The organism is Streptococcus pneumoniae (assembly GCF_001457635.1).
GTDB lineage: Bacteria > Bacillota > Bacilli > Lactobacillales > Streptococcaceae > Streptococcus > Streptococcus pneumoniae.
Window position 1 is genome coordinate 918,095 of the sequence record NZ_LN831051.1, and the last position, 26,147, is coordinate 944,241.

At 36.9% G+C, this 26,147-nt stretch carries 26 protein-coding genes, 4 pseudogenes and 1 other annotated feature; of the genes and pseudogenes, 21 read left to right on the forward strand and 9 right to left on the reverse strand.

Annotated features, from left to right (window positions below; genetic code table 11):
- Nucleotides 1–52 precede the first annotated feature (52 nt).
- Nucleotides 53–278 (forward strand) — a binding site (T-box leader).
- A gap of 71 nt (nucleotides 279–349) precedes the next feature.
- From trpE to trpA, 7 genes are read left to right on the forward strand one after another with little or no spacing between them, the layout of a single operon-like run.
- Complete coding sequence (gene trpE, locus AT689_RS04980) at nucleotides 350–1,711, forward strand: anthranilate synthase component I (RefSeq protein WP_000439604.1); 1,362 nt, start codon at nucleotides 350–352, stop codon at nucleotides 1,709–1,711.
- Nucleotides 1,708–2,274, forward strand: coding sequence for an aminodeoxychorismate/anthranilate synthase component II (locus AT689_RS04985; protein WP_000601920.1), 567 nt, complete (start codon nucleotides 1,708–1,710; stop codon nucleotides 2,272–2,274). The genes trpE and AT689_RS04985 overlap by 4 nt, the downstream gene beginning before the upstream one ends.
- Nucleotides 2,275–2,284: 10 nt before the next feature.
- The gene (gene trpD / locus AT689_RS04990; protein WP_000658684.1) at nucleotides 2,285–3,289 is read left to right on the forward strand and encodes an anthranilate phosphoribosyltransferase; all 1,005 of its coding nucleotides are present in this window, start codon (nucleotides 2,285–2,287) and stop codon (nucleotides 3,287–3,289) included.
- Nucleotides 3,286–4,053 carry an indole-3-glycerol phosphate synthase TrpC gene (trpC, locus tag AT689_RS04995; protein ID WP_000076553.1) on the forward strand — a complete coding sequence of 256 codons (768 nt, stop codon included), beginning with the start codon at nucleotides 3,286–3,288 and terminating at the stop codon, nucleotides 4,051–4,053. Before trpD ends, trpC begins: the two co-directional genes overlap by 4 nt.
- On the forward strand, nucleotides 4,040–4,639 hold the full coding sequence (locus tag AT689_RS05000; protein WP_000169907.1) for a phosphoribosylanthranilate isomerase: 600 nt from the start codon (nucleotides 4,040–4,042) through the stop codon (nucleotides 4,637–4,639). The genes trpC and AT689_RS05000 overlap by 14 nt, the downstream gene beginning before the upstream one ends.
- Complete coding sequence (gene trpB / locus AT689_RS05005) at nucleotides 4,617–5,840, forward strand: tryptophan synthase subunit beta (protein WP_000331296.1); 1,224 nt, start codon at nucleotides 4,617–4,619, stop codon at nucleotides 5,838–5,840. The genes AT689_RS05000 and trpB overlap by 23 nt, the downstream gene beginning before the upstream one ends.
- The gene (gene trpA / locus AT689_RS05010; protein ID WP_001126994.1) at nucleotides 5,833–6,609 is read left to right on the forward strand and encodes a tryptophan synthase subunit alpha; all 777 of its coding nucleotides are present in this window, start codon (nucleotides 5,833–5,835) and stop codon (nucleotides 6,607–6,609) included. Before trpB ends, trpA begins: the two co-directional genes overlap by 8 nt.
- On the opposite strand, the pseudogene AT689_RS11625 reads toward trpA, so the two are convergent.
- Nucleotides 6,581–6,691 (reverse strand): annotated as a pseudogene (locus tag AT689_RS11625) (prepilin peptidase); the annotation flags it as partial. The gene trpA and the pseudogene AT689_RS11625 overlap by 29 nt on opposite strands.
- A 219-nt stretch (nucleotides 6,692–6,910) precedes the next feature.
- On the opposite strand from AT689_RS11625, the pseudogene AT689_RS05015 reads away from it, so the two are divergent.
- Nucleotides 6,911–7,642, forward strand: a pseudogene (locus tag AT689_RS05015) (spr1630 family ClpXP-sensitive toxin).
- 14 nt (nucleotides 7,643–7,656) lie between these two features.
- Complete coding sequence (locus AT689_RS05020; protein ID WP_000481760.1) at nucleotides 7,657–8,808, forward strand: spr1629 family repressor/antitoxin; 1,152 nt, start codon at nucleotides 7,657–7,659, stop codon at nucleotides 8,806–8,808.
- 51 nt (nucleotides 8,809–8,859) lie between these two features.
- On the opposite strand, the gene AT689_RS05025 is transcribed toward AT689_RS05020, so the two are convergent.
- The gene (locus AT689_RS05025) at nucleotides 8,860–9,519 is read right to left on the reverse strand and encodes a prepilin peptidase (protein ID WP_000565020.1); all 660 of its coding nucleotides are present in this window, start codon (nucleotides 9,517–9,519) and stop codon (nucleotides 8,860–8,862) included.
- Nucleotides 9,520–9,588: 69 nt separating this feature from the next.
- Between AT689_RS05025 and AT689_RS05030 the strand changes: the two genes are divergently transcribed.
- Nucleotides 9,589–10,035 carry a GNAT family N-acetyltransferase gene (locus AT689_RS05030; protein WP_000155418.1) on the forward strand — a complete coding sequence of 149 codons (447 nt, stop codon included), beginning with the start codon at nucleotides 9,589–9,591 and terminating at the stop codon, nucleotides 10,033–10,035.
- Nucleotides 10,036–10,262: 227 nt separating this feature from the next.
- On the opposite strand, the gene AT689_RS05035 is transcribed toward AT689_RS05030, so the two are convergent.
- Nucleotides 10,263–11,441 carry an ROK family transcriptional regulator gene (locus AT689_RS05035; RefSeq protein ID WP_000175875.1) on the reverse strand — a complete coding sequence of 393 codons (1,179 nt, stop codon included), beginning with the start codon at nucleotides 11,439–11,441 and terminating at the stop codon, nucleotides 10,263–10,265.
- Between the two features lie 279 nt (nucleotides 11,442–11,720).
- Between AT689_RS05035 and AT689_RS05040 the strand changes: the two genes are divergently transcribed.
- The 9 genes from AT689_RS05040 (at nucleotide 11,721) to AT689_RS05080 (ending at nucleotide 21,029) form a co-directional block, all read left to right on the forward strand.
- The gene (locus AT689_RS05040; RefSeq protein WP_000413336.1) at nucleotides 11,721–12,983 is read left to right on the forward strand and encodes a PTS sugar transporter subunit IIC; all 1,263 of its coding nucleotides are present in this window, start codon (nucleotides 11,721–11,723) and stop codon (nucleotides 12,981–12,983) included.
- Between the two features lie 2 nt (nucleotides 12,984–12,985).
- A complete protein-coding gene (locus AT689_RS05045) occupies nucleotides 12,986–13,882 on the forward strand; it encodes a DUF7916 family protein (RefSeq protein ID WP_000825669.1) in 897 nt (298 codons plus the stop codon).
- A 4-nt stretch (nucleotides 13,883–13,886) separates the two neighbouring features.
- Entirely contained in the window at nucleotides 13,887–15,572 is a 1,686-nt protein-coding gene (locus tag AT689_RS05050) for a family 16 glycosylhydrolase (RefSeq protein WP_000791290.1), read from the forward strand.
- A 12-nt stretch (nucleotides 15,573–15,584) separates the two neighbouring features.
- The gene (locus AT689_RS05055) at nucleotides 15,585–15,902 is read left to right on the forward strand and encodes a PTS sugar transporter subunit IIB (RefSeq protein ID WP_001151646.1); all 318 of its coding nucleotides are present in this window, start codon (nucleotides 15,585–15,587) and stop codon (nucleotides 15,900–15,902) included.
- Nucleotides 15,903–15,918: 16 nt separating this feature from the next.
- Nucleotides 15,919–16,236 (forward strand): PTS lactose/cellobiose transporter subunit IIA, encoded by a 318-nt coding sequence (locus AT689_RS05060; RefSeq protein WP_000344534.1) that lies wholly within the window; start codon nucleotides 15,919–15,921, stop codon nucleotides 16,234–16,236.
- Nucleotides 16,237–16,245: 9 nt separating this feature from the next.
- Nucleotides 16,246–17,601, forward strand: coding sequence for a PTS sugar transporter subunit IIC (locus AT689_RS05065; protein ID WP_001094994.1), 1,356 nt, complete (start codon nucleotides 16,246–16,248; stop codon nucleotides 17,599–17,601).
- Nucleotides 17,602–17,923: 322 nt separating this feature from the next.
- Entirely contained in the window at nucleotides 17,924–19,399 is a 1,476-nt protein-coding gene (locus tag AT689_RS05070; RefSeq protein WP_000250878.1) for an arylsulfatase, read from the forward strand.
- Entirely contained in the window at nucleotides 19,396–20,244 is an 849-nt protein-coding gene (locus AT689_RS05075; RefSeq protein WP_000782425.1) for a formylglycine-generating enzyme family protein, read from the forward strand. The genes AT689_RS05070 and AT689_RS05075 overlap by 4 nt, the downstream gene beginning before the upstream one ends.
- A 14-nt stretch (nucleotides 20,245–20,258) precedes the next feature.
- Nucleotides 20,259–21,029, forward strand: coding sequence for a sulfite exporter TauE/SafE family protein (locus tag AT689_RS05080; protein WP_000229330.1), 771 nt, complete (start codon nucleotides 20,259–20,261; stop codon nucleotides 21,027–21,029).
- 280 nt (nucleotides 21,030–21,309) lie between these two features.
- On the opposite strand, the pseudogene AT689_RS11630 reads toward AT689_RS05080, so the two are convergent.
- A pseudogene (locus AT689_RS11630) lies at nucleotides 21,310–21,606 on the reverse strand (IS30 family transposase); the annotation flags it as partial.
- A gap of 191 nt (nucleotides 21,607–21,797) precedes the next feature.
- Here AT689_RS11630 and AT689_RS05090 point away from each other — a divergent pair.
- Nucleotides 21,798–22,070: pseudogene (locus AT689_RS05090) on the forward strand (transposase); the annotation flags it as partial.
- A 109-nt stretch (nucleotides 22,071–22,179) separates the two neighbouring features.
- Here AT689_RS05090 and AT689_RS05095 read toward each other — a convergent pair.
- The 5 genes from AT689_RS05095 to AT689_RS05115 form a co-directional block, all read right to left on the reverse strand.
- Nucleotides 22,180–22,383 carry a CsbD family protein gene (locus tag AT689_RS05095; protein ID WP_000109957.1) on the reverse strand — a complete coding sequence of 68 codons (204 nt, stop codon included), beginning with the start codon at nucleotides 22,381–22,383 and terminating at the stop codon, nucleotides 22,180–22,182.
- Between the two features lie 30 nt (nucleotides 22,384–22,413).
- Entirely contained in the window at nucleotides 22,414–23,022 is a 609-nt protein-coding gene (locus AT689_RS05100; RefSeq protein ID WP_000064115.1) for an Asp23/Gls24 family envelope stress response protein, read from the reverse strand.
- Nucleotides 23,023–23,060: 38 nt separating this feature from the next.
- Nucleotides 23,061–23,231: a DUF2273 domain-containing protein gene (locus tag AT689_RS05105; protein ID WP_000455066.1), complete on the reverse strand. Its 171-nt coding sequence runs from the start codon at nucleotides 23,229–23,231 to the stop codon at nucleotides 23,061–23,063.
- An 11-nt stretch (nucleotides 23,232–23,242) separates the two neighbouring features.
- Nucleotides 23,243–23,809, reverse strand: a complete 567-nt coding sequence (gene amaP, locus AT689_RS05110; RefSeq protein WP_000030213.1) for an alkaline shock response membrane anchor protein AmaP — start codon at nucleotides 23,807–23,809, stop codon at nucleotides 23,243–23,245.
- A gap of 83 nt (nucleotides 23,810–23,892) precedes the next feature.
- Nucleotides 23,893–24,057 carry a GlsB/YeaQ/YmgE family stress response membrane protein gene (locus AT689_RS05115; protein WP_001809002.1) on the reverse strand — a complete coding sequence of 55 codons (165 nt, stop codon included), beginning with the start codon at nucleotides 24,055–24,057 and terminating at the stop codon, nucleotides 23,893–23,895.
- A 442-nt stretch (nucleotides 24,058–24,499) separates the two neighbouring features.
- Here AT689_RS05115 and mgaSpn point away from each other — a divergent pair, with 442 nt between their 5' ends.
- Nucleotides 24,500–25,972: a virulence factor transcriptional regulator MgaSpn gene (gene mgaSpn, locus AT689_RS05120; RefSeq protein ID WP_001205301.1), complete on the forward strand. Its 1,473-nt coding sequence runs from the start codon at nucleotides 24,500–24,502 to the stop codon at nucleotides 25,970–25,972.
- The last annotated feature ends 175 nt before the right edge of the window (nucleotides 25,973–26,147 follow it).

A 26,147-nucleotide genomic window follows, 5' to 3' on the forward strand; every position in this document is an offset into this window, starting at 1 on the left:
GGTCGTGGAGGCAAGGACCTAGCTGCGATTGCAGACTACTAGAAGCTAAAAAATAATAGATGGAAAAATTACAGTTCTTTCTCTCACAGAGAGCTTGTGGTTGCTGAAAACAAGCAGAGAAAGCTGTAAAGTTGGGTTCATCTGAAACGAGAGAAGAAAACATCATTCTCAAGGGAGTGCCCTTTATCGCACAGCCTGTTACAGGAGATATCTGAGACAGGAATGAGAGATAGGAGAAATCCTATAATTGAGGTGGCACCGCGAATTTCGTCCTCACGCAAGTTATTTTGCGTGGGGATTTTTCATACAGTCGCTACGAACTAGAATTAGAACTGAAAGGAAAATTACAATGGAACGAATCATTCATGGAGATGTCTTATCACCAATCTTGGCTTATATGCGCTTAAAGGGGCAACACAAGGTTATCTTAGAGAGTATTCCGAGAGACAAGGAAACAGCTCGTTTTTCTATCCTAGCCTATAATCCAATTTTTGAGATTAAGTTTGAAAATGGAGTTCTCTATCAAAATGGTCAAGTGATTGATCGGGATCCCTTGGATTTCCTTTATGAAGTGATTCATAAGAGTCAGCACCACTCAGAGCTACCTTTTGGTGGTGGAGCCGTTGGTTTTGTGGGTTACGATATGATTTCACTTTATGAAGAAATTGGTCAAATCCCTGAGGATACAATTGGGACGCCAGACATGCATTTCTTTGTCTATGAGAGCTATATGGTCTTTGACCACAAGAAGGAGAAGATACATGTCATAGAGGATGCACTTTATAGTGAGCGCAGTCAAGAGGCCTTGGAAAAATCCTTGAACCAAGTGCTTGAGGAATTACGCATTCCTGCTCCAAATGAATTTGAAGACTTGGATCTATCTCCGTTAGACTTCAAACCTCATATCGCTCCTCAGAAGTTTGAGGAAATGGTGGAAACAGCTCGTGACTTGATTCGTAATGGTGATATGTTCCAATGCGTACTCAGCCAGCGCTTTTCAGCAGAGGTTACTGGAAATCCATTTGACTTCTACAGAAATCTCCGCGTGACCAATCCATCTAATTACCTTTATTTCTATGACTTTGGGGATTATCAAATCATCGGTGCCAGTCCAGAAAGTTTGGTTTCTGTCAAAAATGGCATCGTGACAACCAATCCGATTGCAGGGACGCGACCAAGAGGGGCTACGGATGAAGAAGACAAGACCTTGGCGACTGACCTCCTCTCTGATGAGAAGGAAACAGCAGAACATCGAATGTTGGTAGACTTGGGGCGTAACGATATTGGCCGCATCTCTGAAACGGCCAGTGTCCAAGTTACTAAGTATATGGAGGTGGAGCTCTTCCGCTACGTCATGCATTTGACCAGTGTGGTCAAGGGACGTTTGCTTGCAGAACTCACTGCTATGGATGCCTTGAAAGCAACGCTTCCTGCTGGAACCGTTTCTGGAGCACCAAAAATTCGAGCTATGAGACGCATCTATGAACTGGAAACGGAAAAACGGGGCGTATATGCAGGAGCAATCGGCTACTTGTCTGCGACGGGTGATATGGATTTGGCCATCGCCATCCGAACCATGATTCTCAAAAATCAAAGAGCCTATGTGCAGGCTGGGGCAGGGATTGTCTACGACTCTATCGCCCAAAACGAATACCAAGAAACCATTAACAAAGCAAAATCTATGACTAGAATTGGAGAACTAAGACCATGATTTTATTGATTGACAACTATGATTCTTTTACCTATAACTTGGCCCAATACATTGGGAATTTTGCAGAAGTTCAGGTTCTGAGAAATGATGATTCCAAGCTGTATGAAGAAGCTGAAAAAGCAGATGGTCTGGTCTTTTCTCCTGGTCCTGGTTGGCCAGTTGATGCTGGAAAGATGGAAGACATGATTTGTGATTTTGCAGGCAAGAAGCCGATTCTAGGGATTTGTTTGGGTCACCAAGCCATTGCAGAAGTCTTTGGTGGTAAGCTAGGTTTGGCTCCAAAAGTCATGCATGGGAAACAGAGCAATATCAACTTTGAAGCGCCATCTGTTTTGTATCAAGGTATTGAGGATGGCCGTGCGGTCATGCGTTATCACAGTATTTTGATTGAGGAAATGCCAGAAGACTTTGAAGTGACAGCTCGTTCGACTGATGACCAAGCCATCATGGGGATTCAACATAAAAACCTACCAATTTATGGCTTCCAGTACCATCCAGAGAGCATTGGAACGCCAGACGGCTTGTCTTCTATTCGGAATTTTATCGAGGAGGTTGTAAAGTGAGGAAACTAGGATGAAAGAGATTATTGAAAAACTAGCAAAATTTGAAAATTTATCAGGTGTGGAAATGACGGATGTCATTGAGCGTATCGTAACTGGGCGTGTAACTGAAGCGCAGATTGCTTCTCTCCTCTTAGCTCTTAAGATGAAGGGGGAAACACCTGAAGAACGCACAGCCATTGCCCAAGTCATGAGAGGACATGCCCAGCATATTCCAACTGAGATTCATGATGCCATGGACAACTGTGGTACAGGTGGGGACAAGTCTTTCAGTTTTAATATTTCCACAACTGCAGCCTTTGTCTTGGCTGGTGGCGGTATTCACATGGCCAAGCATGGTAACCGCTCGATTTCTTCTAAATCTGGTTCCGCAGATGTCCTCGAAGCCTTGGGAATCAATCTTGACCTCAAACCAGCTGAACTAGGTAAGGTCTTTGATAAAACTGGAATCGTCTTTCTCTTCGCTAAAAATATGCACCCAGCTATGAAATACATCATGCCAGCTCGTTTGGAATTGGGAATTCCAACGATTATGAACTTGACTGGTCCACTGATTCATCCAATGGCTTTAGAAACACAGCTTCTTGGAATTAGTCGTCCAGAACTCCTAGAAAGTACAGCTCAGGTTTTGAAAAATATGGGTCGCAAACGTGCCATCGTGGTTGCTGGACCAGAAGGGTTGGATGAAGCTGGCTTGAACGGAACAACCAAGATTGCACTTCTTGAAAATGGCGAAATCAGCTTGTCAAGCTTTACTCCAGAGGATTTGGGAATGGAAGGCTATGCTATGGAAGATATTCGTGGTGGGAATGCTCAGGAAAATGCAGAAATTTTGCTTAGCGTTCTGAAAAACGAAGCAAGTCCATTCTTGGAAACGACAGTCTTGAATGCTGGTCTTGGTTTCTATGCTAATGGTAAGATTGATAGCATCAAGGAAGGAGTTGCCTTGGCCCGTCAAGTGATTGCTAGAGGCAAGGCCCTTGAAAAACTCAGACTGTTACAGGAGTACCAAAAATGAGTCAGGAATTTTTAGCACGAATCTTAGAGCAGAAGGCGCGTGAGGTGGAGCAGATGAAGCTGGAGCAAATCCAGCCTCTGCGCCAGACCTATCGCTTGGCAGAATTTTTGAAGAATCATCAGGACCGCTTGCAGGTAATCGCTGAGGTCAAGAAAGCTAGCCCTAGTTTGGGAGATATCAATCTCGATGTGGATATTGTGCAACAGGCCCAGACTTATGAAGAAAACGGAGCAGTGATGATTTCGGTGTTGACAGATGAGGTTTTCTTTAAAGGGCATTTGGATTATCTACGGGAAATTTCCAGTCAGGTAGAGATTCCGACGCTCAACAAAGACTTTATCATAGATGAAAAGCAAATCATCCGCGCTCGCAATGCAGGTGCGACAGTTATCTTGCTTATTGTGGCAGCCTTGTCCGAAGAACGCCTCAAGAAACTGTATGACTACGCGACAGAGCTTGGTCTGGAAGTCTTAGTGGAGACTCACAATCTAGCTGAACTAGAGCTAGCCCACAGACTTGGTGCTGAGATTATCGGGGTCAACAACCGCAACTTGACTACCTTTGAGGTCGACTTGCAGACCAGTGTAGATTTAGCCCCTTACTTTGAGGAAGGTCGCTATTACATTTCTGAATCTGCCATTTTCACAGGGCAGGATGCGGAACGACTAGCCCCATACTTTAACGGAATTTTGGTAGGGACAGCTCTTATGCAGGCAGAAAATGTGGCCCAGAGAATCAAGGAGTTGCAGATTGACAAAGGTTAAAATTTGTGGACTATCGACCAAAGAAGCGGTGGAAACAGCCGTTTCAGCAGGAGCCGACTATATCGGTTTTGTCTTTGCACCTAGTAAAAGACAGGTGACTTTAGAAGAGGCAGCTGAGTTGGCAAAGCTTATTCCTGTAGATGTGAAAAAGGTTGGAGTATTTGTTTCACCAAGTCGGGTAGAACTGCTGGAAGCGATTGACAAAGTTGGCTTGGACTTGGTTCAAGTTCACGGTCAGGTGGCAGATGATTTATTTGAAAATTTGCCTTGTGCCAGTATTCAGGCTGTGCAGGTAGATGGAAATGGGCATGTCCCTAATTCTCAGGCAGATTATCTACTCTTTGATGCCCCTGTGGCAGGAAGTGGCCAGCCCTTTGATTGGGGTCAACTGGATACGACTGGACTAGCACAGCCCTTCTTTATCGCAGGTGGCCTTAATGAAGATAATGTAGTAAAAGCAATTCAACATTTTACTCCCTATGCAGTAGATGTATCGAGCGGAGTGGAGACAGATGGACAAAAAGATCATGAAAAGATTAGAAGATTTATAGAGAGGGTAAAGCATGGCATATCAGGAACCAAATAAAGATGGATTTTACGGAAAATTCGGCGGACGTTTTGTCCCAGAAACATTGATGACAGCAGTTTTGGAGTTGGAGAAGGCCTACCGTGAAAGTCAGGCAGACCCAAGTTTCCAAGAGGAATTAAACCAGCTTTTGCGCCAGTACGTAGGACGTGAAACTCCTCTTTATTACGCAAAAAACTTGACCCAGCATATCGGCGGAGCCAAGATTTATCTCAAACGGGAAGACCTTAACCATACAGGAGCCCACAAGATTAACAATGCCTTAGGACAAGTTTGGCTTGCCAAACGCATGGGTAAAAAGAAAATTATCGCAGAAACGGGTGCTGGTCAGCACGGTGTGGCAACTGCAACTGCTGCGGCCCTCTTTAACATGGAATGTACCATCTACATGGGTGAGGAAGATGTCAAACGCCAAGCCCTCAATGTCTTCCGTATGGAGCTTTTGGGAGCTAAGGTCGAGGCCGTGACAGATGGTTCGCGCGTGCTCAAGGATGCGGTCAATGCAGCCCTTCGTTCATGGGTAGCTAATATCGATGATACCCACTATATCCTTGGTTCTGCCTTGGGGCCTCATCCATTTCCAGAAATCGTTCGTGACTTCCAAAGTGTCATCGGTCGAGAGGCTAAACAACAGTACCGCGATATGACAGGTCAAGATCTGCCAGATGCCCTAGTAGCCTGTGTTGGTGGTGGGTCGAATGCTATCGGGCTCTTCCATCCCTTTGTAGAAGATGAGTCAGTAGCTATGTATGGAACTGAAGCAGCAGGGCTTGGTGTGGATACAGAGCACCACGCTGCTACCTTGACCAAGGGTCGTCCGGGTGTTCTTCACGGTTCTCTCATGGATGTGCTCCAAGATGCCCATGGTCAAATTCTTGAAGCCTTCTCTATCTCAGCAGGTTTGGACTATCCTGGTATTGGTCCAGAACATTCTCACTACCACGATATCAAACGTGCCAGCTATGTCCCTGTGACAGATGAAGAAGCCTTGGAAGGATTCCAACTCTTGTCTCGTGTGGAAGGGATTATCCCAGCCTTGGAATCTAGCCATGCTATCGCTTTTGCGGTGAAATTGGCCAAAGAACTTGGACCAGAAAAGTCTATGATTGTCTGCCTATCAGGTCGTGGGGACAAGGATGTGGTTCAAGTCAAAGACCGCTTGGAAGCAGATGCAGCAAAGAAGGGAGAAGCTCATGCCTAAGACACTAACAGAAAAATTGAATGCTATTAAAGCAGCTGGAAAAGGAATTTTTGTTCCCTATATCATGGCTGGTGACCACGAGAAAGGTTTGGACGGTCTTGCTGAAACAATTCACTTTTTAGAAGATTTGGGTGTCTCTGCAATTGAAGTGGGTATTCCCTTTTCAGACCCTGTTGCAGATGGACCTGTTATCGAAGAAGCTGGCTTGCGCAGTTTAGCCCACGGGACCTCTACCCAGGCTTTAGTTGAAACCTTGAAAACCATTGAAACAGAGATTCCACTGGTCATCATGACCTACTTCAACCCCCTCTTTCAGTACGGTGTGGAGAACTTTGTCAAAGATCTGGCTGATACAGCTGTGAAGGGCTTGATTATCCCAGACTTGCCTCATGAACATGCCAACTTTGTAGAACCATTTTTGGCAGATACAGATATCGCCTTGATTCCTTTAGTAAGCTTGACCACAGGAATTGAGCGCCAGAAAGAGTTGATTGAAGGCGCGGAGGGATTCGTCTATGCCGTTGCCATCAATGGGGTGACAGGGAAATCAGGCAATTACCGTGCAGATTTGGACAAGCACTTGGCGCAACTTCATCAAGTGGCCGACATCCCAGTCTTGACAGGTTTTGGTGTATCTAGTCAAGCCGATCTGGAACGCTTCAATGCGGTGTCAGATGGTGTTATCGTCGGTTCGAAAATAGTAAAAGCTCTCCACCAAGGAGAGCCGATTCAGGATTTTATCAGACAAGCAGTAGCTTACCAAAAATAATCAAACAAGTAGCAAGTAAGAGGAAAGGCACGAAAGGAAGTCTTTCCTTTTTCTTTTGCAGGCGAAAGGCTAGTTTTATAGTGAATTGAATCTGGAATATTACACTACGGTTCCTAAAATATTTTAAGAAAGTGATTTGAATTTCCCAATAAATTTGTTCAGTTTTTAATTGATTTTACTATAGAAGATATAATTTTCTAAATTACTCTGACACAGAACTTTAAGAAAAAGCTAATTATTGTAGTAATTTCTTTAAGAAAATGATATAATTCATTAAAAAGTATTTGGAGGAGGAAGAATTATGTTGAATCAGGATCTCTTTGATTCGCTTGAGGCACAAAAAATTGTAGATACTTTGATGAAAGGGCAAAAAGATTATGTAGATGAACGTCTAGAAAAAAGAGAGACAATGATAGTGTCGAATGGTTATGCATGGACGTGACCTAATCATATTGATACTGCATTTGCATCAGCAGATTTGTTTGAGTATAAATTACAATTAGCAGGACAGACTTGGGGATATTTAGAATTTGAAACAAATACAGAAAAATATGGGAAAGTATTGTTAATTATAAAGGGTAAGAAGCGACTTACGAACCAATTTCCTTTGGTACAAAAAAATAAGAGTGGCTACTTATTTGAATATGCTCAGATGAATACACTTTATCTTAATCAACATTCTTCCTACAAAAATGATGAAGATAGTCATTCCTTTCCAATTCAGATGGAGTTAGTTTCTGATGAAATGATTCAAGAAATTGAACAAGCTACTAAAAATTCGAATATCGAAAAATTTATGATTTTAACTTATGAGGCGGACTCAGAAAACAATATTATATCTGTAGATGTTGTTATGCCTGATGCACGAACTGGTCAGTTACACTTGATTCAAGATTTGTCTGAGTATATTCAATCAAGTTCGTACCATTTCGAAGAAGCTAAATATCAAGATATTCCTAATTTTTCAGAATTATCGGAAACAGAAGATTTTGAAATTATTCCAAGAATAGAAAAACAAGAAGGTCAAAAGTAGTAAGGAATATGTAAATGTTTAATGGTCGGGTATTGAAAGAATTACGGCTGTTAAATGGTTTAAGTAGAGCAGAATTAGCTCAGAGAATTAATTTAACGGAACAAGCCATTTGGCAGTTTGAGTCCAACGAAACGAAACCTAAATTATCAACCAAAATGCATTTGGCCAACCAATTTCATGTTGATTTAACTTATTTTGAACAGGAAGAAGAGAGCATTCGATTTGATTCTTCTGTAATTGCCTTTAGAAATGCAGACCTAGCAACACGGAAAACAATAGATATTCAAACTATGTATTTACATAAGGTAGATAGTTTGATTGATTATTTTGAAAGTTTTGTAATTATACCTAATATTACAATTCATGACCTAAGTAATGTAGTGAGTGAATCTTATCATAAGGGAGAATCCATTGAGGAATTGGCTCTTTATGCCAGGGAAAAATTAGGTATTTCAAAAGATAATCATGATTTGCTTTATAAATTAGAACGTTCAGGCATCTATATCGTGGAACGATTAATTAATGGCCAAGCTGATGCTTATAGCGCATGGTCAAAATTGGGAAGACCTTATATTGTGTTGGGAACGAATAAATCATCTGTACGTCGAAATTTTGACTTAGCTCATGAGCTAGGACATATTCTTTTACACAAATATAAAGATATGAATGAAGATGGCAATCGTTTGGAGCAAGAAGCAAATTATTTTGCATCATGTTTTTTATTGCCAAAAGAAGAGTTTTTAGTCAAATTTGAAGAGAGGGTTGGCAAGCGTGTCAGCAATCCTGATAGTTATATTTTATTGAAGTCGGATTTGAATGTTTCGATACAGGCTTTAGAGTATCGAGCTTTTAAGTTAGGATTATTGACTCCAAAGCAACATTCTTACTTTTATCGTCAAATTGCGCAAAAAGGTTACAAAATGATTGAACCTTTGGATGATCAAATTTTTGTTAAAAAACCAAGCAAAGTAAAGAGTATTCTGGACGTCGTTTTGAGTAATCATCTAGTCAGTCTAGCGACTATAATGTCTAAACAAAGTATTCGTTTACAGTTTATAAGCGAAATATTTTCAGTCGAAATGAAATTTTTTGATCAGTATCAAGAAGATAGAAGAACAGATCGATTTGATAACATCATCCCTTTGTACAAAAGAAATAATTTATAATTTAACTGTGAAATAATTTCATGAAGGACATATGGCAGAAATTGGATTTTATCAGACAAGCAGTAGCTTACCAAAAATAATCAAACAAGCAGCAAGTAAGAGGAAAGGCACGAAAGGAAGTCTTTCCTTTTTCTTTTGCAGGAGAAAGGCCAGAATACCCGTCGCAGAAGCGAACTGAATCAAGATCAGTAACTCCGTTACGCTAAAGACGAGAGCACAAGAAGCTAAAAAGAGGAAATCTCCTGCGCCCATGCGGATATCGATAAAATGAGCCAAAATTCCAAGAGCAAGGAAGGAGACCATGACCAGATTCCAGCCAGAGGAAGCTATTAGGATTAGGTGGAAAGTCATCCAGACCAGTAAGGGATATTCCTGATGGCGAAAGTCGTAGATGCCTAAGGTCAAACCAGCGGTGATTAGGACGACTTGCCCCAAGGAAAGCAATTCCCAAGAGTAAAGCAGAAAGAGGAGTCCTAAGACTAATTCAAAGAGGGCATACCAGACAGGATAGCGAACTTTGCAGTAGCGACAGCGAAAGCGATTGAAGACCTGTGAGAGAATCGGAATCAAATCTAAGGGACGCAAGCGAGTCTGACAGGAATCGCAGTGACTGGCTGAACTGATAATGGATTGCTCTGGAAAACGGTCAATGACCAAACCAAGAAAGGAAGCGAGAATGCTCCCGACGAGAAAAAAATAAAAATCAATCATACTTATCTATTCGTAAAAAATGGGAGAAATAGTATAATGGAGAAACATAGATAAGATGGTGAGGAAAAGATGACAATTCGTTTTGAAGAAAAGGTGAGTATAGAAAACGCTCAGCTCGTATGCCAATGGTCCAACTCCTTAGGCAAAGTCTTTCAAGAACAATGGATGGGACCAAGGATTCCTTTTCTACTGACCCTTCAAGCCTTGGAAGGAGTCTTTTCAATCTTTGATGAACAAGAGTTTGTGGGACTTATCCAGAAAATCAGGCTAGAAGACAGCAATCTTCATATCGGGAGATTTTTTATCAACCCCCAGAAACAGGAGCAAGGCTTAGGTAGCCAGGCTTTAAGGAAATTTGTTAGTTTGGCCTTTGAAAATGAAGATATAGATAGTATTTCTCTAAATGTCTTCGAGGCAAATCAAAGAGCTCAGAATCTTTACCAAAAAGAAGGATTTGAAATCGTTCAAATGGTTGAAGCACCTGTACGAAAATATAGTAGATTGAAACTAGAATAGTACACCTCTACTTATAAAACATTGTTAGAAATCGATTTGACTGTCCCGATCGATTCGTCCTGTTATTATTTCATTTTACTATACATTATGAAAAAGGGGAGATAGGAGTATAATTCCAAATATAAAGAAAGCGAACAAAACAGAATTCTGATTTTCAGAAAACAGGTTTATTCGCTTTTTATGATATACTCCCTCTTTTTAGCCTATTTATTAAATGTAATAGAAAATTAAGAATGTAGAATTGTATGATACAAACAAAGTGCAATAGCTGAGTGTGCGGCTGTAAAATCATTGTAAGGTTCAATAATGACTTCAGGTAGGCGATTATAGAGCAGTTTGGGTTTGTAGTTCATTTCACTATATAGTTTTTGGATGATGTGTTGATTTGTTAGTAAAGGACTATGTAGGTAGATTTTTTGAGAGTCAATCATCATACTGATATTTAAAATGGTTTGACTAAGATAGAATAAGGCTTGATGGATAAGTGTGATTATTCCAGTGTCACCTAATTGATAAGCGGTTAAAATAACTTGGATATCAATATCATCGGCATTTTTGACTAAACTAGGAAGTAGAGAATAGGGAGATTGATGATATAGAATTTTTGATTTTTTGATTAACCAAGATTCTCCAGCAAAAGTTTGTAAGCATCCCTTGCGCCCGCAGCTACATTCTTCTCCCTCAGATGAAACAACTGTATGCCCTATTTCTCCAATCATTAGATTTCCTTTCCCATAAATGTTTCCGTCGTAGATATAAGAACAGTGCATACCTCTAGCAAAATGAAAATAAGCAAAATTAGGGTCATTCTGTTGGCGACTAAATAGGCGTTTACCTATAGCCATACAGTTAACATTGTTAGAGAAAAACAAAGGCTTATCAAAGTGGGATTGAATCATTTCTAAGTCGATATGTTGCCATAAAGGATTGTTTGTTGTTATTTTATAATCATCTAAATAGCGACCAGGTAGCGCGATTCCAATTGCTTCTATTTCATAATCAGAGCAGTTATTTAAGAATTGCTTTAGTGTCTGGTTAATGAGTTGATTTCCCTTTTCTTGGATTAACTGTTTAGTAACAATTTCTTTCTCTTCCTTTAAGATATTTCCTAGATTATCTCCTAAAGCAAAAGTGAAATGTTTTTCAGATAGTTCACAACCAATGTAGTAAAATCGTTTAGCTTGAATGTCTAGCAGGATTTTTTTTCTCCCTACGCTTGTATCGTGTTCGTCTTCACCAAGTTCTAAGAGAATATTTTCTTTAATCAGATCATTTGTGATACTGCTAGTTGTTGCAGGTGTTATTCCTGTTTTAGTAGCGATTTCAATTCGTGAAATGGGACCTAATGTGTAAACTGTTTCCAGTATTTTAGCTCTTAGTTGTAATTGTTTCTTAGATAAGGTCATATTAGTTTTCTTCCTAGTTGTCAGATTCTTAAAATCCTATGATTTTTTGCTATGGATAAATGTAGATGTTAATCTTTTTAAGCTTTTCATTACTTACTGGTCTCTTTTTATTATATATTGATAATAAAAAATAATCAAATGTTTACACAAATCCTTGACAAGGCTTTCTTATAGTTGTAAAATATAAATAACAAAAGATAATCAAATAACAACTTGACGTCAAAAAATAAAGATAATTGATAACTTTTGATAATAAAATATATTTAAGAGGAAAAGGTTATGGAAAAATTATTACAAGAAAAGTTACTTCCAGTAGCGGCTAGATTGGGTAATAATAAAGCGTTGGTTTCTATTCGAGACGGTATTACTCTAACTATACCTTTATTGTTGATAGGTTCATTACTAATGGTTATTGCAAGTTTTCCTATTCCAGGATGGGAAAAATATCTGGGTGATATTGGTGTTGCTGACTATTTATGGAAGGGTGTTGATAGTAGTTTTGGATTACTTGGTCTTGTAGCTAGTTTTGGTATCGCTTACTTTATGGCTAGACAATACAAAGTTGATGGTATTCCTGCTGGTATTGTGTCATTATCATCTTTTATTACAGTTACGCCTTTCATTAGAGGAGAGGCTGGAGCAGGAATGCCTACCGCTTTCATGGCATCAAAAGGTTTATTTGTTGCTATGATTTTAGGATTGATTAATGGCTATATCTACCAATGGTTTATAAATCATAATATACAGATAAAAATGCCGGATGGTGTTCCACCAGCAGTATCTAAAAGCTTTAGTGCCATTATTCCTGGTGCAGTGACTATTGTTGGTTGGTTGATTGTTTATGCAACTTTAGATAAATTAAGTTTACCTAATCTTCATGAAATTGCTCAAGTAGCTTTGGGAGGTCCACTTGGACTTTTAGGAAATAATGTTATTGGTCTTCTTATCTTAATTTTCCTTAATAGTAGTTTTTGGTTTGTAGGATTACACGGAGGAAATGTTGTTAATGCAGTTATGAAACCGTTATGGTTAGCTAATCTAGATGCAAATAAAGTAGCTTATCAAACTGGAGAAACTCTTCCAAATATTTTTACTAGCGTATTTATGGATAATTTTGTATTCATAGGTGGCGGTGGTGCAACCATAGGTTTAGTTCTTGCGTTAGGATATTTAGCACATAAGAAGAAAGCTAGTAAACAACTAAAAACTTTGGCACCTATAACTGTTATACCTGGATTATTTAATATAAATGAACCAGCAATGTTTGGCGTTCCTATTGTTTTGAACATTTTGTTACTAGTTCCATTTATCTTAGCTCCAATGTTTAACTTACTAGTAGCGTGGGGAGCAATGGCATCAGGTTTGGTTCCGCTAACTTATACAGATCCAGGTTGGACTATGCCACCTGTTATAAGTGGTTTACTTGCTACAGGAAGTATTTCTGGTTCATTATTACAAATTGTATTGATTGTTTTGGATGTCTTACTTTATTTACCATTTGTAATAGCTATTGAAAAACGGTTTAAGTTATTGGAGGATTGAGAATGAAACGTTTAATTAGTGCAAATCCATCTGAGATATTACAGATGAATGCTGAAGAATTAAAACAAAGTATTTTAGCAAGTGAAGGTAGAGTTGTTCTATCTGAAAATGTAGTTACTCGTGAGACATTTGTTGGGGATATAACTAATTCTGAAATTGCTAGAGCTTTTGGAGCTGATATGATTTTATTGAATTGTGTTGATGTTTTTGAGCCTAAAATTTATGCTTTGGATAGTTCAGGTGATGATGTTATTCATCGCTTACACCAGCTTGTTGCTTGTCCAATTGGTGTAAATTTGGAACCGATTGACCCATCTGCAAAGATGCTAGAGGAAACACAGGAAATTGTTGCAGGTCGTGTTGCTAGTGTTGAAACATTGAATCGAATAGAGGAGTTAGGTTTTGACTTTGTCTGTTTGACTGGAAATCCTGGAACAGGAGTTAGCAATCGAGAAATCATTAAGGCTGTTCAAACTGCTAAGGAAAACTTTTCTGGTTTGATTATTGCAGGTAAGATGCACGGGGCAGGAGTGAATGAGCCTGTGGCAGAGCTTTCTGTCGCAGAGCAATTGTTGGAAGCAGGTGCGGATGTGATACTTGTTCCAGCAGTTGGAACCGTTCCAGCCTTTCATGACCAAGAGTTGCGTGAAGTCGTTGATCTCGTTCATAGTAAGGGTGGGCTAGTACTGAGTGCTATTGGTACTAGCCAAGAAACATCTGATACAGATACTATCAAGGAAATTGCACTTAGAAATAAAATTTGTGGAGTTGATATTCAACATATAGGTGACGCAGGATATGGGGGACTGGCAACAGTCGATAATATTTATGCATTGAGCAAGGCAATTAGAGGAGTGAGACATACAGTATCTCGCTTGGCTAGGTCAGTAAATAGGTGATAAAATGAAGAATAAGAAATTAATTTCAAGTTTATTTATATTATTTTTATTAATATTTATTCATGTGAAAGTTTTTGCTAATGAAAATTTAATAAAAAATTCAAATTTTGAGCAAGGAGAGCTGTTTTGGAACTCTAGAAATAGGGGAATAATTAATTCAAATGAGAGTTATAGTAACGGACATTACTCAGGTATGATTCCTTCTACTGCAATTAATGATAATAGAGCAGATGGATATATTGGACAAGTTATTGATATAGAACCTAATGAAGATTATTTAGTATCTGCTTTTGCCAAAGTAGATATTAGTGGAGCAGAGGGATATTTTACCGCAAGATGGTTTGATAATAATAAGCAAGGAGAGATTGTTCAAAATAACATTGGAGAAGCTGTTGATCAAACAGTTAATACAACCGAATGGAAAAAATACATGTTTTCTTTCAATTCCGGTAAACACGATAAAGTTTTGATTCAATTAGTGAAATGGTCAGAAGACGATACTACAAAAAAATCTAATATTTTTATTGATAATGTAGAGATGTATCAACTGTCTAAAGGAAATTCATATAAGAAAATTTGGAGAGATGATTTTGATGGCGAACAATTAAATAAAAAATATTGGGGATATGAATTAGGATCAATTCGTGGTTGGGAACAGCAACATTATGTAAGAAGTGATGAGAATGTTTTTCTACGTTCGGGAAATTTAGTTCTTAGAGCTACGAATCGCTCTAAGGAAGATCAGTATTTTAACCCAAGAAACAATCACAGAAAGGTTGTATATAATTCAGGAAGTGTTAGAACACATGGGAAAGTAGAATTTCTTTATGGTAAATTAGAGATGCGTGCAAAATTACCGAAAGGTCAAGGAGTTTTTCCTGCTTTCTGGACTCTTGGATCGGATTTTACACTTGATGGGAAGATTAATCCTGTTCAGGGACGAGGATGGCCGTCAACAGGTGAGATAGATATAATGGAATTAGTTGGTGAACGAAATTCAAATGGAAGTGGGAATAAGACAGTTTATCAAACGCTTCATTATGGACAGTCGGATAATGATGATGGAAAATTTGCAGGACGTGGTACAGCCTTTAAATTATCGAGTGGAAACTTTAATGATTCGTATCATACTTTTTCAATTGATTGGTATAAAGATTATATTGTATGGATGGTTGACAATCATATTGTTAGAAAAGTATATTATGGATCAGATAATATAGCGAAAAAGATTTTTAATAGACCTCAGTATGTTCAGTTAAATTTAGCGATGGGAGGAAGTTGGCCTGGGGTAGTGGACAATAATTTATCAGGGACTGAATTTGTAGTTGATTATGTTTCTTACTCTAGAAATGATTTACAACAACATCAAGCTGAAGAGTATTATAGTCAATCTCCCAAAATAAATGGCGCTAAGGATATAGTAATAAACAGAGGAGATGTTCCTGATTTATTAAAAGGAATTACAACTAATAGTGGATATGAGTTAGATTATTCTATTGAAAATGAACCTATGTTTAATAACTTTGGAGGGAATACTTCGGTAGATTTATTAATTCGCAATAAAACTGAAAAAGAAAAGATTTCACAAATGCCTCCAGGAGTTTATAATTTGCATTATACTAGTCGTCCCAAACATTTAGATTATGAGTCTAAAGTTGATCGAAAAACAGTAACATTGACAATAAAATAAAAGGAGTAAGCTATGGCTAAAGTAACAATTATGTTAGCGTGTGCAGCAGGTATGAGTACAAGTCTGCTAGTGACAAAGATGCAAAAGGCAGCAGAAGATAAGGGGTTGGATGCAGAAATTTTTGCAGTTCCAGCTCCTGAAGCAGAAGAAATTGTAGCAACAAAAGAAGTAAATGTGTTGCTTTTAGGCCCCCAAGTTCGCTATTTACTAGGGGACTTTCAAGAAAAACTAAAAGATAGACAGATTCCTGTGGCGGTTATTCCGATGACAGATTACGGAATGATGAATGGTTCTAAAGTTTTAGATTTAGCTGAAAGTTTATTAGACTAAGATTGAGGAGAATGTTATGGATGAAAGTAATTTAGAATCTGTAATGGGGCTAATTATGTATGGTGGGGAAGCCAAAAGTAATGCTATGGAGGCTATTCAGGCAGCAAAAAAAGGGGATTTCTCTAAAGCCAATCGAAGATTAGCTGATGCGAATGCTGCCTTATTACAGGCGCATAAGGCTCAAACAGAAATGTTGACAAGAGAGGCACAGGGGGAAGAAACATCAATTAGCCTCTTGATGGTACACGCGCAAGATCATTTAATGACGAGTCTGACTTTTGTTGACTTGGCGAAAGAAGTGGTAGAAGTATACGAACGATTTGAAAAAAATTAGGAGTTTAGTATGAATACAATGTTGGATAAAATGCAAGAAAAACTTTCTCCAATTGCAATGAAAGTTGGGAATCAGAAGTTTTTAGTTGCTTTACGTGATTCATTTGTGGGGACTATGCCTGTTATTATGACAGGTTCCATTGCTTTGTTATTAAATGCTTTTCTAGTGGATTTACCACAACAATTTCACCTAGAAAGTATTACGAAAACCTTTCAGTGGCTTGTTGACATCAATAATTTGGTATTCAAGGGAAGTATACCAATTGTTTCTTTGTTGTTCATCTATTGCTTGGGAGTGAATATCGCTAAGATTTACAAGGTTGATACAGTTTCTGCTGGTTTGGTATCACTTGCTTCGTTTGTCATTTCGATTGGAAGTACAGTTACAAAGAGTTTCCCTTTGGCAAATGTAGGAGATGTGAAATTAGATCAGATCTTACAAGGAATTGATAATCTAGCATTTGATGGTAAAAATCTGATGGTAACTATTGGGAATGTGATTCCAGGAAACCATATTAATGCCAGAGGCTACTTTACAGCCATGATGATTGGATTTTTAGCCTCTATTATTTTCTGTAAAGTAATGAAAAAGAACTGGGTAATCAAGTTACCAGATTCAGTTCCCCCTGCGATTGCTAAGCCGTTCACTTCTATCATTCCAGGATTTATGGCGATGTATATAGTAGCCATCTTGACTTATGTTTTCCATTTACTTAGCAATGACTTATTGATTGATTGGGTTTACAAGGTGTTACAAACGCCATTACTAGGTTTGTCTCAAAGTTTCTTTGCAGTTATTCTGATGATCTTTTTAAATAAGTTATTCTGGTTTTTTGGTCTCCATGGAGGAAATGTATTGGCTCCCATCATGGAAGGGCTGTTTGGAGTTGCTATGTTAGCGAATCTGGATGCTTTCCAAAAAGGTGAACCGATTCCTTATATATGGACAAGTGGGTCTTTTGGGGCGTTTGTCTGGTTTGGAGGATTAGGATTGGTACTTGCTATTTTAATTTTTTCAAGAAACAGTCATTATCGAAAAGTTGCTAAACTTGGTCTAGCACCAGTTCTGTTTAATATTGGTGAGCCGGTCAATTATGGTTTACCAGTTGTCTTGAATCCTTTGCTATTTATACCATTTGTACTTAGCCCGGTTTTCATGGCAACGGTAGCTTACTGGGCAACAAGCTGGGGTCTTGTTTCACCTGTTACACAAAATGTTACTTGGGTAATGCCTCCAATTTTATATGGTTTCTTCTCTACAGCATTTGATTGGCGTGCCATCATCTTATCAGTTGTTTGTTTGATTATTAGTGTCTTGACTTATTTCCCATTTGTGAAAATGGCAGATAAAACTGAATTGAGTTAATGGTCTTACTTGCGTTTTTTGTGATAAAATAGAAATAGATTACGTGTAAGATGAGTTAGGTGTAGGATTTCTTATCTCCACTAAAATTGTTATTAGACCAAGGTTTATAGTTTGTTGAAGTTGGAATAGTACACTGTAACTTCTAAAACAGTACTAGAAAATGATTTGAATTTCCTAATCGATTTAGTCATATTTTAGTTCATTGTTCTATAAAACATAACAAGAATGTTATTGCTTTATATAGAGAGATTGATATAGAAAGGGGTGCAGTAAAGGTAGATATCTTCTTGTGCCTCTTTTGCCATATTAGAAAGGAGATTTTATGGTTCAGACAAAACAGCCAAATATTATTTTGATTGTTGTAGATCAAATGAGAGCAGACGCCTTATCCTTGAATAGTAAGGATAAGCTAGTTAGCACTCCAACATTAGATATGATGGCTAGTGTAGGTTATAATTTTGAAAATGCCTATTCTCCAGTTCCTTCTTGCGTTCCTGCTAGGGCAGCTTTATTGACTGGCTTAGACCAAGATAAAAGTGGACGTGTTGGTTATCAAGATGAGGTGCCTTGGAATTTTACTAATACTCTTCCAAAAGTCTTTAAAGATATGGGTTATCAAACAGAGTGTATTGGTAAGATGCATGTTTTTCCTTCCAGACAGAGACTTGGGTTTGATCATGTCTTACTTCACGATGGGTATCTACATGTTGATAGAAAGTATGATAAGGCTTATGGAAGTCAATTTGATTATGTTAGTGACTATCTAGCCTTTTTAAAGGGTAAAGTTGGTTATGATGTTGATTTGATTGATGACGGAATGGATTGTAATTCTTGGGAAGCTAGACCTTGGGATAAAGATGAGAAGTTACATCCAACAAACTGGGTTGTGAGTGAGTCCATTTCATTTTTACAAAGAAGAGATCCAACGGTTCCTTTTTTTCTCAAAATGTCTTTTGAAAAACCACATGCTCCATTAAATCCCCCAAAATACTATTTTGATATGTATATGGAACGCTTGCCTCAATTTCTCGATTTGCATATCGGGAATTGGGAAGTATTAGAAAAGCAAATTCCGTCTATTTATGCTTTAAGAGGGAAATTAAAGGAAGATGATCAAAGAAGAATGGTTGCTGCTTATTTTGGATTGATTACTCATATAGACCATCAAATTAGTCGCTTTTTGACTTCCCTAAAAGAATTTCGTCATGATAAAGATACGATTATCTGGTTTGTTTCGGATCATGGAGATCAGCTTGGTGAACATTATCTGTTTAGAAAGGGATATCCTTATCAGGGAAGTATCCACATTCCTTCGTTTATTTACGATCCGGCTGGATTGATAGCTGGTAATAGGGGAACAATCAAGCAATTAGTGAAAATTCAAGATATTTTTCCTTCACTCGTGGATTTGGCAGGAGGAACTACTACAGATGAACTAGATGGACGGAGTGTTAAGAATTTATTATTTGGACAGTACGAGGGGTGGCGAACAGAATTTCATGGTGAACATGCTTTAGGAAAAGATTCTAGTCAATATATCTTGACAGACCAGTGGAAATTTATCTGGTTTCCTGTTTTAAATCATTATCAGTTATTTGATATGAAAAAAGATCCGCATGAAATGAATGATTTGTATCCAAGCGAAAAATACCAACCTATTGTTCGTCAGATGAAGAAAAAATTAGTAGACTTTCTTAGATATAGAGAAGAAGGTTTTGTTGTGGATGAAGAGTTAGTTCCTGTTGAACTTTCTAAAATAACGCCAACTCTAACGAAAACGGGGGATAGTCAATCATGAAAATGAAAAAAATCAAGGGTGGGACATTTATGATGGGAACAAATTCTGAAGAGGGCTTTTTAGATGATTTTGAAGGTCCTCAAGTCGCTGTTAGTGTAAAGGATTTTTCCATTGCGGATACTCCAGTTACGAATCAAGAATTTGCTCAATTTGTGAAAGAAACAGGCTATAAAACACTAGCTGAGCGACAAGAGTGGTCTTTTGTTTTTATATTGTTCGTTCCAGAGGCAGAAAGGGAGGGATATCCTCATCCTGCTGGGGCTCCGTGGTGGTTACAAGTTCCGAACGCTTGCTGGAAACATCCCTACGGTGAGAACAGTAATCTAGTGGGTTTAGAAGACCATCCAGTAGTTCATGTTGCTTTAGAAGATGCATTGGCTTTCTGTAATTGGAGCGGAATGTCTTTACCTACTGAAGCACAGTGGGAATATGCTGCTAGAGGAGGAAGACAATCTGAATATCCTTGGGGAGATACTCTTTTAGAAGGTGGATATTATCATGCCAATACTTGGCAAGGAAGATTTCCTTATGAAAATACTGCCTTAGATGGATTTATAGGAACGGCTCCTGTCTATGAATTTTTACCTAATGATTTTGGTCTATATCAAATGATTGGGAATGTTTGGGAATGGTGTCGCAATCCGAGATATACCTTATTAGCTAGTTTTAATGAAGATGACTATGAGTTGCCAAAATATGGGATACAAGATGAGGAGTATGCTATCAGAGGAGGTTCCTTTTTATGTCATTGTTCTTATTGTAATCGATACCGAGTAGCTGCTAGAAATGGATGTATTTCTACTTCCACTAGTAGCCATCTAGGTTTTAGATGTTTGAAAGAATAGGATGGACTTAAAAAGTGGTTGAGATTATTTATTTTCTAATCATTATAATAGCTAGTGGATTGGGTTCTATATCAGGCATGGGTGGTGGAATTATAATTAAGCCACTTATGGATAGTTTTGGATACCATTCGGTCAGTGATATTGCTTTTTATTCTAGTTTCTCTGTTTTTATAATGGCGATTATTTCAACAATCAAAAGATTTTCACAAAGTAAAGAGATAAAATGGAGATTGATTTTTACGGTATCCTTTTCTTCTGTTTTAGGAGGATTTCTAGGTCATCTTATTTTTCAAGTTTTGTTATCTCAATTATCAGTACGGCTAGTATCCATTGTTCAAATGATTTTACTATTTGTGATGCTACTTGTATCATTTGTTTTAACAGATTTTAAAAAAACTTATCAATTTGATAAGATAGGATTCTATATGATTTGTGGTCTTCTATTGGGCTTGATTTCTAGTTTTTTAGGGATTGGTGGTGGTCCGCTCAATGTATCTTTATTGATGGTGTTTTTTTCTATTTCGATAAAAGAAGCAACGATGTATTCTCTTGCAATTATTTTCTTTTCCCAGCTGTCTCATTTGGCTACAATTGTTGTGGTTACAGGTTTAAATCAGTATCATTTAGCACCTGTTCCAGTTATTTTTCTTGCTTCTATATGCGGAGGGGTATTGGGGACGGTTGTATCAAAAGTCTTACCTGAAAATTGGGTAAGATACTGTTTTAAAGGGATGTTATTCTGTGTCATGGGAATGACTTTATATAATTTATTTCATATTTTGTAAGGTCAGTGTGAAAATATTTAAATAGACTTCCTGTAAAAACTGGATTTAACGCCCTCTATTTGTCAAATTAAGCTAGACAGTCTTACCAACTCAGAAAATACCTGATGAGGTATTTGGTATCCAAAGGATTTAGGTGGGATGTGATTTCTTGAGGCTGGGAAAAAGTTTTTAAAATTAAAAAATGCATAATATCAGGTGTTGGAAAAACTTTGATACTATGCGTTTTATTGTGGGAATATTTATTTCATTTTCTCCTGAAATTGAGTTTTTGTCCAGCCTAAAATTCTTGACTGACTTCGTTGAAATCTGTCTGCTTTGGCAAGTCATGACACCTTAAAAGTCTATTTGAATGTTCGTTGAGACGCCGCTGTCTTGGACATCCTAGATTCGCAAAAAAGCTCTCACTATCGTGATGATTGGAAATATCTTTCCATTTTGAAAACTCTTTTCCACAGTCAAACGTAATAGATTTAAAGAGGTTCACTAGAAATTGTGCCAGCCACCCTTGGATGGATTCTGCCATATCCTTTGCCTTACGACTCTTGGTCTTCAAACTGACAATCAATTGACTATACCTGTTCGCTCACAAATAGGAGAGAACTTTTTACGAAAATCTAATGAATATGCCATAAGAACATTATACCGCAACGTGTACTATTTTTGGTTCATTTTACTATAGAAACTATTGAAGCACCTGTACGAAAATATATCATGAAAAAGGGGAGATAGAAAGCAAACAGCCTTGAAATCAATGTTGACTGCGATTATGAACCTGAATCAGCCCCTCAAAAGAGACTGTATATGAATGAACGTTACCAGTGTTTAAAAACTAAAGAATATCAGGCACTTTTATCTTCCAAGGGTAGACAAATTTTCGCTAAACGTAAGATTGATATGAAATCTGTCTTTGGACAGATAAAGGTTTGTTTGGGTTATAAGAGATGTCATCTGAGAGGTAAGCGTCAAGTGAGAATTGACATGGGATTCATACTCATGGCCAACAACCTGCTGAAATATAATAAGAGAAAGAGGCAAAATTAAAAAGCTAGAGTTCCGCAATTGGGAATCTCTAGCTTTTTGTTTTCTGAGAATCATCTCGACTCAGACTCTTTTGACTAATGTTACCAAAAAGATAAAGTAACTTTTAACCTTATTTATCGTCGCCACTCAACATGTTTTTAACACCTTCTACAGCACCTTCTACAGCGTCTTTAGCGTCTTCGGCAACTTCTTTAACTTTAGAAACAACTTTTTCAGCCGCTCCTTCTTTTTCCATTTTTTCATCACCGATGGCTTTTCCAACACCTTCTTTAATAGAACCTTTAGCTTGATTTAATTTTTCTTCTACTGACATGATAATTTCTCCTGTTATATTTATTTTATCTTAGTTTACACGAGTGTTTTCGTGAGATACTACACCATTTGCTGCACCTTTAACAGCTTCTACACCTTCGCTAACTTTTTCTTGAACAGTTGAGAAACCAGATCCAAGACCAGATTTAGCTTTTTCGAATTGTTCTGAAGTGAATTCTCCTGTTGATTCAGCAACGTCAGATACGCGATCTTGAAGGCTTACTGAGTCTGCTTCATGCTGTTCTTTAGTTTTGATGTCGACAACGTTTACGTTGATTTCAACAATTTCCAAGTCAGTCATTTTAGCAACTTCTGAAGATACGATTTCTCTGATTTCTGAATATAAAGCTGGAACATTTTTTTGGTACTCAACAATAACGTTTAAGTCAACTGCAACTTGTGTTTTACCAACTTCTACGTTAACACCACTTGTTACGTCATCGCTGTTAACGATTTTTTCTTTAAGATTTGAGAAGAAACCACCATCGATTCCCAAAAGACCTGAAACGTTTTCTAGTGAAAGACCAATGATTTTTTGGATAACTTTATCTTCGTAAGTAAGTTCCCCTTTGATTTCGTGAGCTACAACAGTAGCATCTTTCTTTTCTACGTTAGTGTTTGTGTTTTTTTCGTTTGACATATGAAACTCCTTTAATTAAATTAGTAATTTTTATTTTTTTATTTATCTATATAGTTTTTTTCGATATATAATCCAGCTGCAACTCCCAGTGCTCCTAAAATCAATACAAATATTGTTTTGAAGAAGCCAAAGGAGACAATCAAACAAGCCAGAAATACGCCTATGAGACCAGCGATAATTGGATATCGATATTGTTTAAGCCATTCCATTTTTTACTTCCTTACTTCACACGACTAACAGTCTTTTTGTTTTGAGGTTTTGGTTGGTAATTTTTTACTGCAACTTCAAGTTTTACTTGACGCTCAATACCAAAAAACTGCTTCAATCCATTAGTTATTTCATTTTGAATTATTTGGCATCTGTCAGCGATGTTGTCTGAAGGAAGAATTTTACCTTCTACATGAACGAAACATTTATTTTTTCGTAAATTTACATGAACAGTTGGGTTCTTGATCAATCTATGATCACTCACCAAACTTCTAACAAAACCTTCGATTGCCGAATTCTTTAATTTTAATGTATCGTTTTTAGTTTCAAGTTGGATTTCCAAGTAACGTTTAGGATAAAACATCACAACTAAAATGGATAATAAAACTAAAGTTGATAGAACCACTGTCCCCCAAAAGACATATCTAGCAAGATAGAATTCAACTACGGAGTTCTGTCTCCAGCTAAGTAGATGAATACCTAGATCACTAACTTGATGATAATCTATCAAAACAGGAAGGAAAATTGTCAAGATTAAAATACAGAAAATAATGAAACATATTTTCTTTGCTTTTGACATATACAATCCTTTCGATTTAACATTTAAACTATTTTTCCCGTCATTGATTTAAAAATAGTTTGCTAACTTTACTGGCGAAAAGTTTACTTTCTACCTGTAAAGAATGACACTACAGTAATCACAATCGCTGCACCTACAATAGATGGGAGCAAAGCCATTCCAGCGATTGATGGACCCCAACTACCTAAAAGAGATTGTCCTGCATATGCCCCGACTAAACCAGCGAATACATTTGCGATGATTCCCATAGAACTACTTTTTTAGTGATTTTACCTGCCAAGAGACCAATAAGACCTCCAGCAATAATTGATCACAACACTGCCTACCCTCCTTTTTTATTTTAATATCAAAAAATCAATTTCTTTGATTATTACTATTATATAACTTTAATATAGAAAAGTCAATTATTTCGATTGTTATTATTATATAATTTTAAAAAATCAAATTCTTTAATTGTTGCTATTATATAATTTTTAAAATTAAAAATATAATCTTTAGACTTGAATTTGATTCTGTATTCACGCCCTCAATAGACGGTAAAATAAGAAAATTGTTTATATATTGTCTCCGTAGTGTTATTATACGAAATAAAAGATTTTAGGAAAAGTCGTTATATCATGCTATACCTATTCTTTGTGGTATAATTGCAAGAGGTTTAATCCGATAATTTATAAAGAGAGAAAGATATTCATGAGAGATTTATTATCTAAAAAAAGTCATAGGCAATTAGAATTATTATTTGAACATAAACGTTGGTTTCATCGTTCTGAACTAGCAGAGTTATTAAATTGTACAGAACGTGCAGTCAAAGATGATCTATCCCATGTTAAATCTGCTTTTCCTGACTTGATTTTTCATTCTTCTACTAATGGTATACGCATTATTAATACCGATGATAGTGATATTGAAATGGTTTACCATCATTTCTTTAAACATTCAACTCATTTTTCGATTTTAGAATTCATCTTCTTTAATGAAGGTTGTCAAGCTGAGAGTATTTGTAAAGAATTTTATATCAGTTCATCTTCGCTCTATCGTATTATTAGCCAAATCAATAAAGTGATTAAAAGGCAATTTCAATTTGAAGTCAGTCTGACCCCTGTTCAAATCATTGGAAATGAGAGAGACATTCGTTACTTTTTTGCACAATATTTTTCAGAAAAATATTATTTCCTAGAATGGCCATTTGAAAATTTTTCATCAGAGCCACTATCTCAATTGTTAGAATTGGTTTATAAGGAAACAAGCTTTCCAATGAATTTGTCAACGCATAGAATGCTAAAGTTGCTCCTAGTTACGAACCTATATAGAATAAAGTTTGGTCATTTTATGGAAGTAGATAAAGATTCTTTTAACGACCAAAGTTTGGATTTTTTAATGCAGGCAGAAGGAATAGAAGGTGTTGCTCAGAGTTTTGAATCAGAATACAATATCTCTTTAGATGAAGAAGTTGTTTGCCAATTATTTGTGTCTTACTTTCAAAAAATGTTTTTCATAGATGAAAGTCTCTTTATGAAATGCGTAAAAAAGGATAGTTATGTTGAAAAATCTTACCATCTATTGAGTGATTTTATTGATCAGATTTCAGTCAAGTATCAGATTGAAATTGAGAATAAGGATAATCTGATTTGGCATCTGCATAATACCGCACATCTGTATCGTCAAGAGTTGTTTACTGAGTTTATTTTATTTGATCAAAAAGGGAATACAATCAGGAACTTTCAAAATATTTTTCCAAAATTTGTTTCAGATGTAAAAAAAGAGCTTTCTCACTATTTAGAGACTCTTGAGGTTTGTTCTAGTTCAATGATGGTAAATCATCTATCTTATACCTTCATCACTCATACCAAACATTTGGTAATTAATTTGCTACAAAATCAGCCTAAACTAAAGGTTTTGGTTATGAGTAATTTTGATCAGTATCATGCAAAATTCGTTGCAGAGACACTTTCTTATTACTGTAGCAATAATTTTGAACTGGAAGTTTGGACTGAATTAGAATTATCAAAGGAATCTTTAGAAGATTCATCTTATGATATCATTATTTCTAATTTTATTATTCCTCCTATTGAAAATAAGAGACTCATCTATTCAAATAATATAAACACGGTCTCACTCATATATTTGTTAAATGCCATGATGTTTATTCGATTAGATGAGTAACCAAAAATAACAAAAAAACGCTATTTCGCGTTTGAACTGTACCTCAAAAGTTAGACAGAAAAAATCTAATTTTTTGGGTGTTTTTGTTAAGAAAAGACCTTCAATCATTTAAGCAAAATGTACATCTAGATTTATAGCCCTCTAAAACTCTTGCTTTTTTTGTAGAAGATACGAA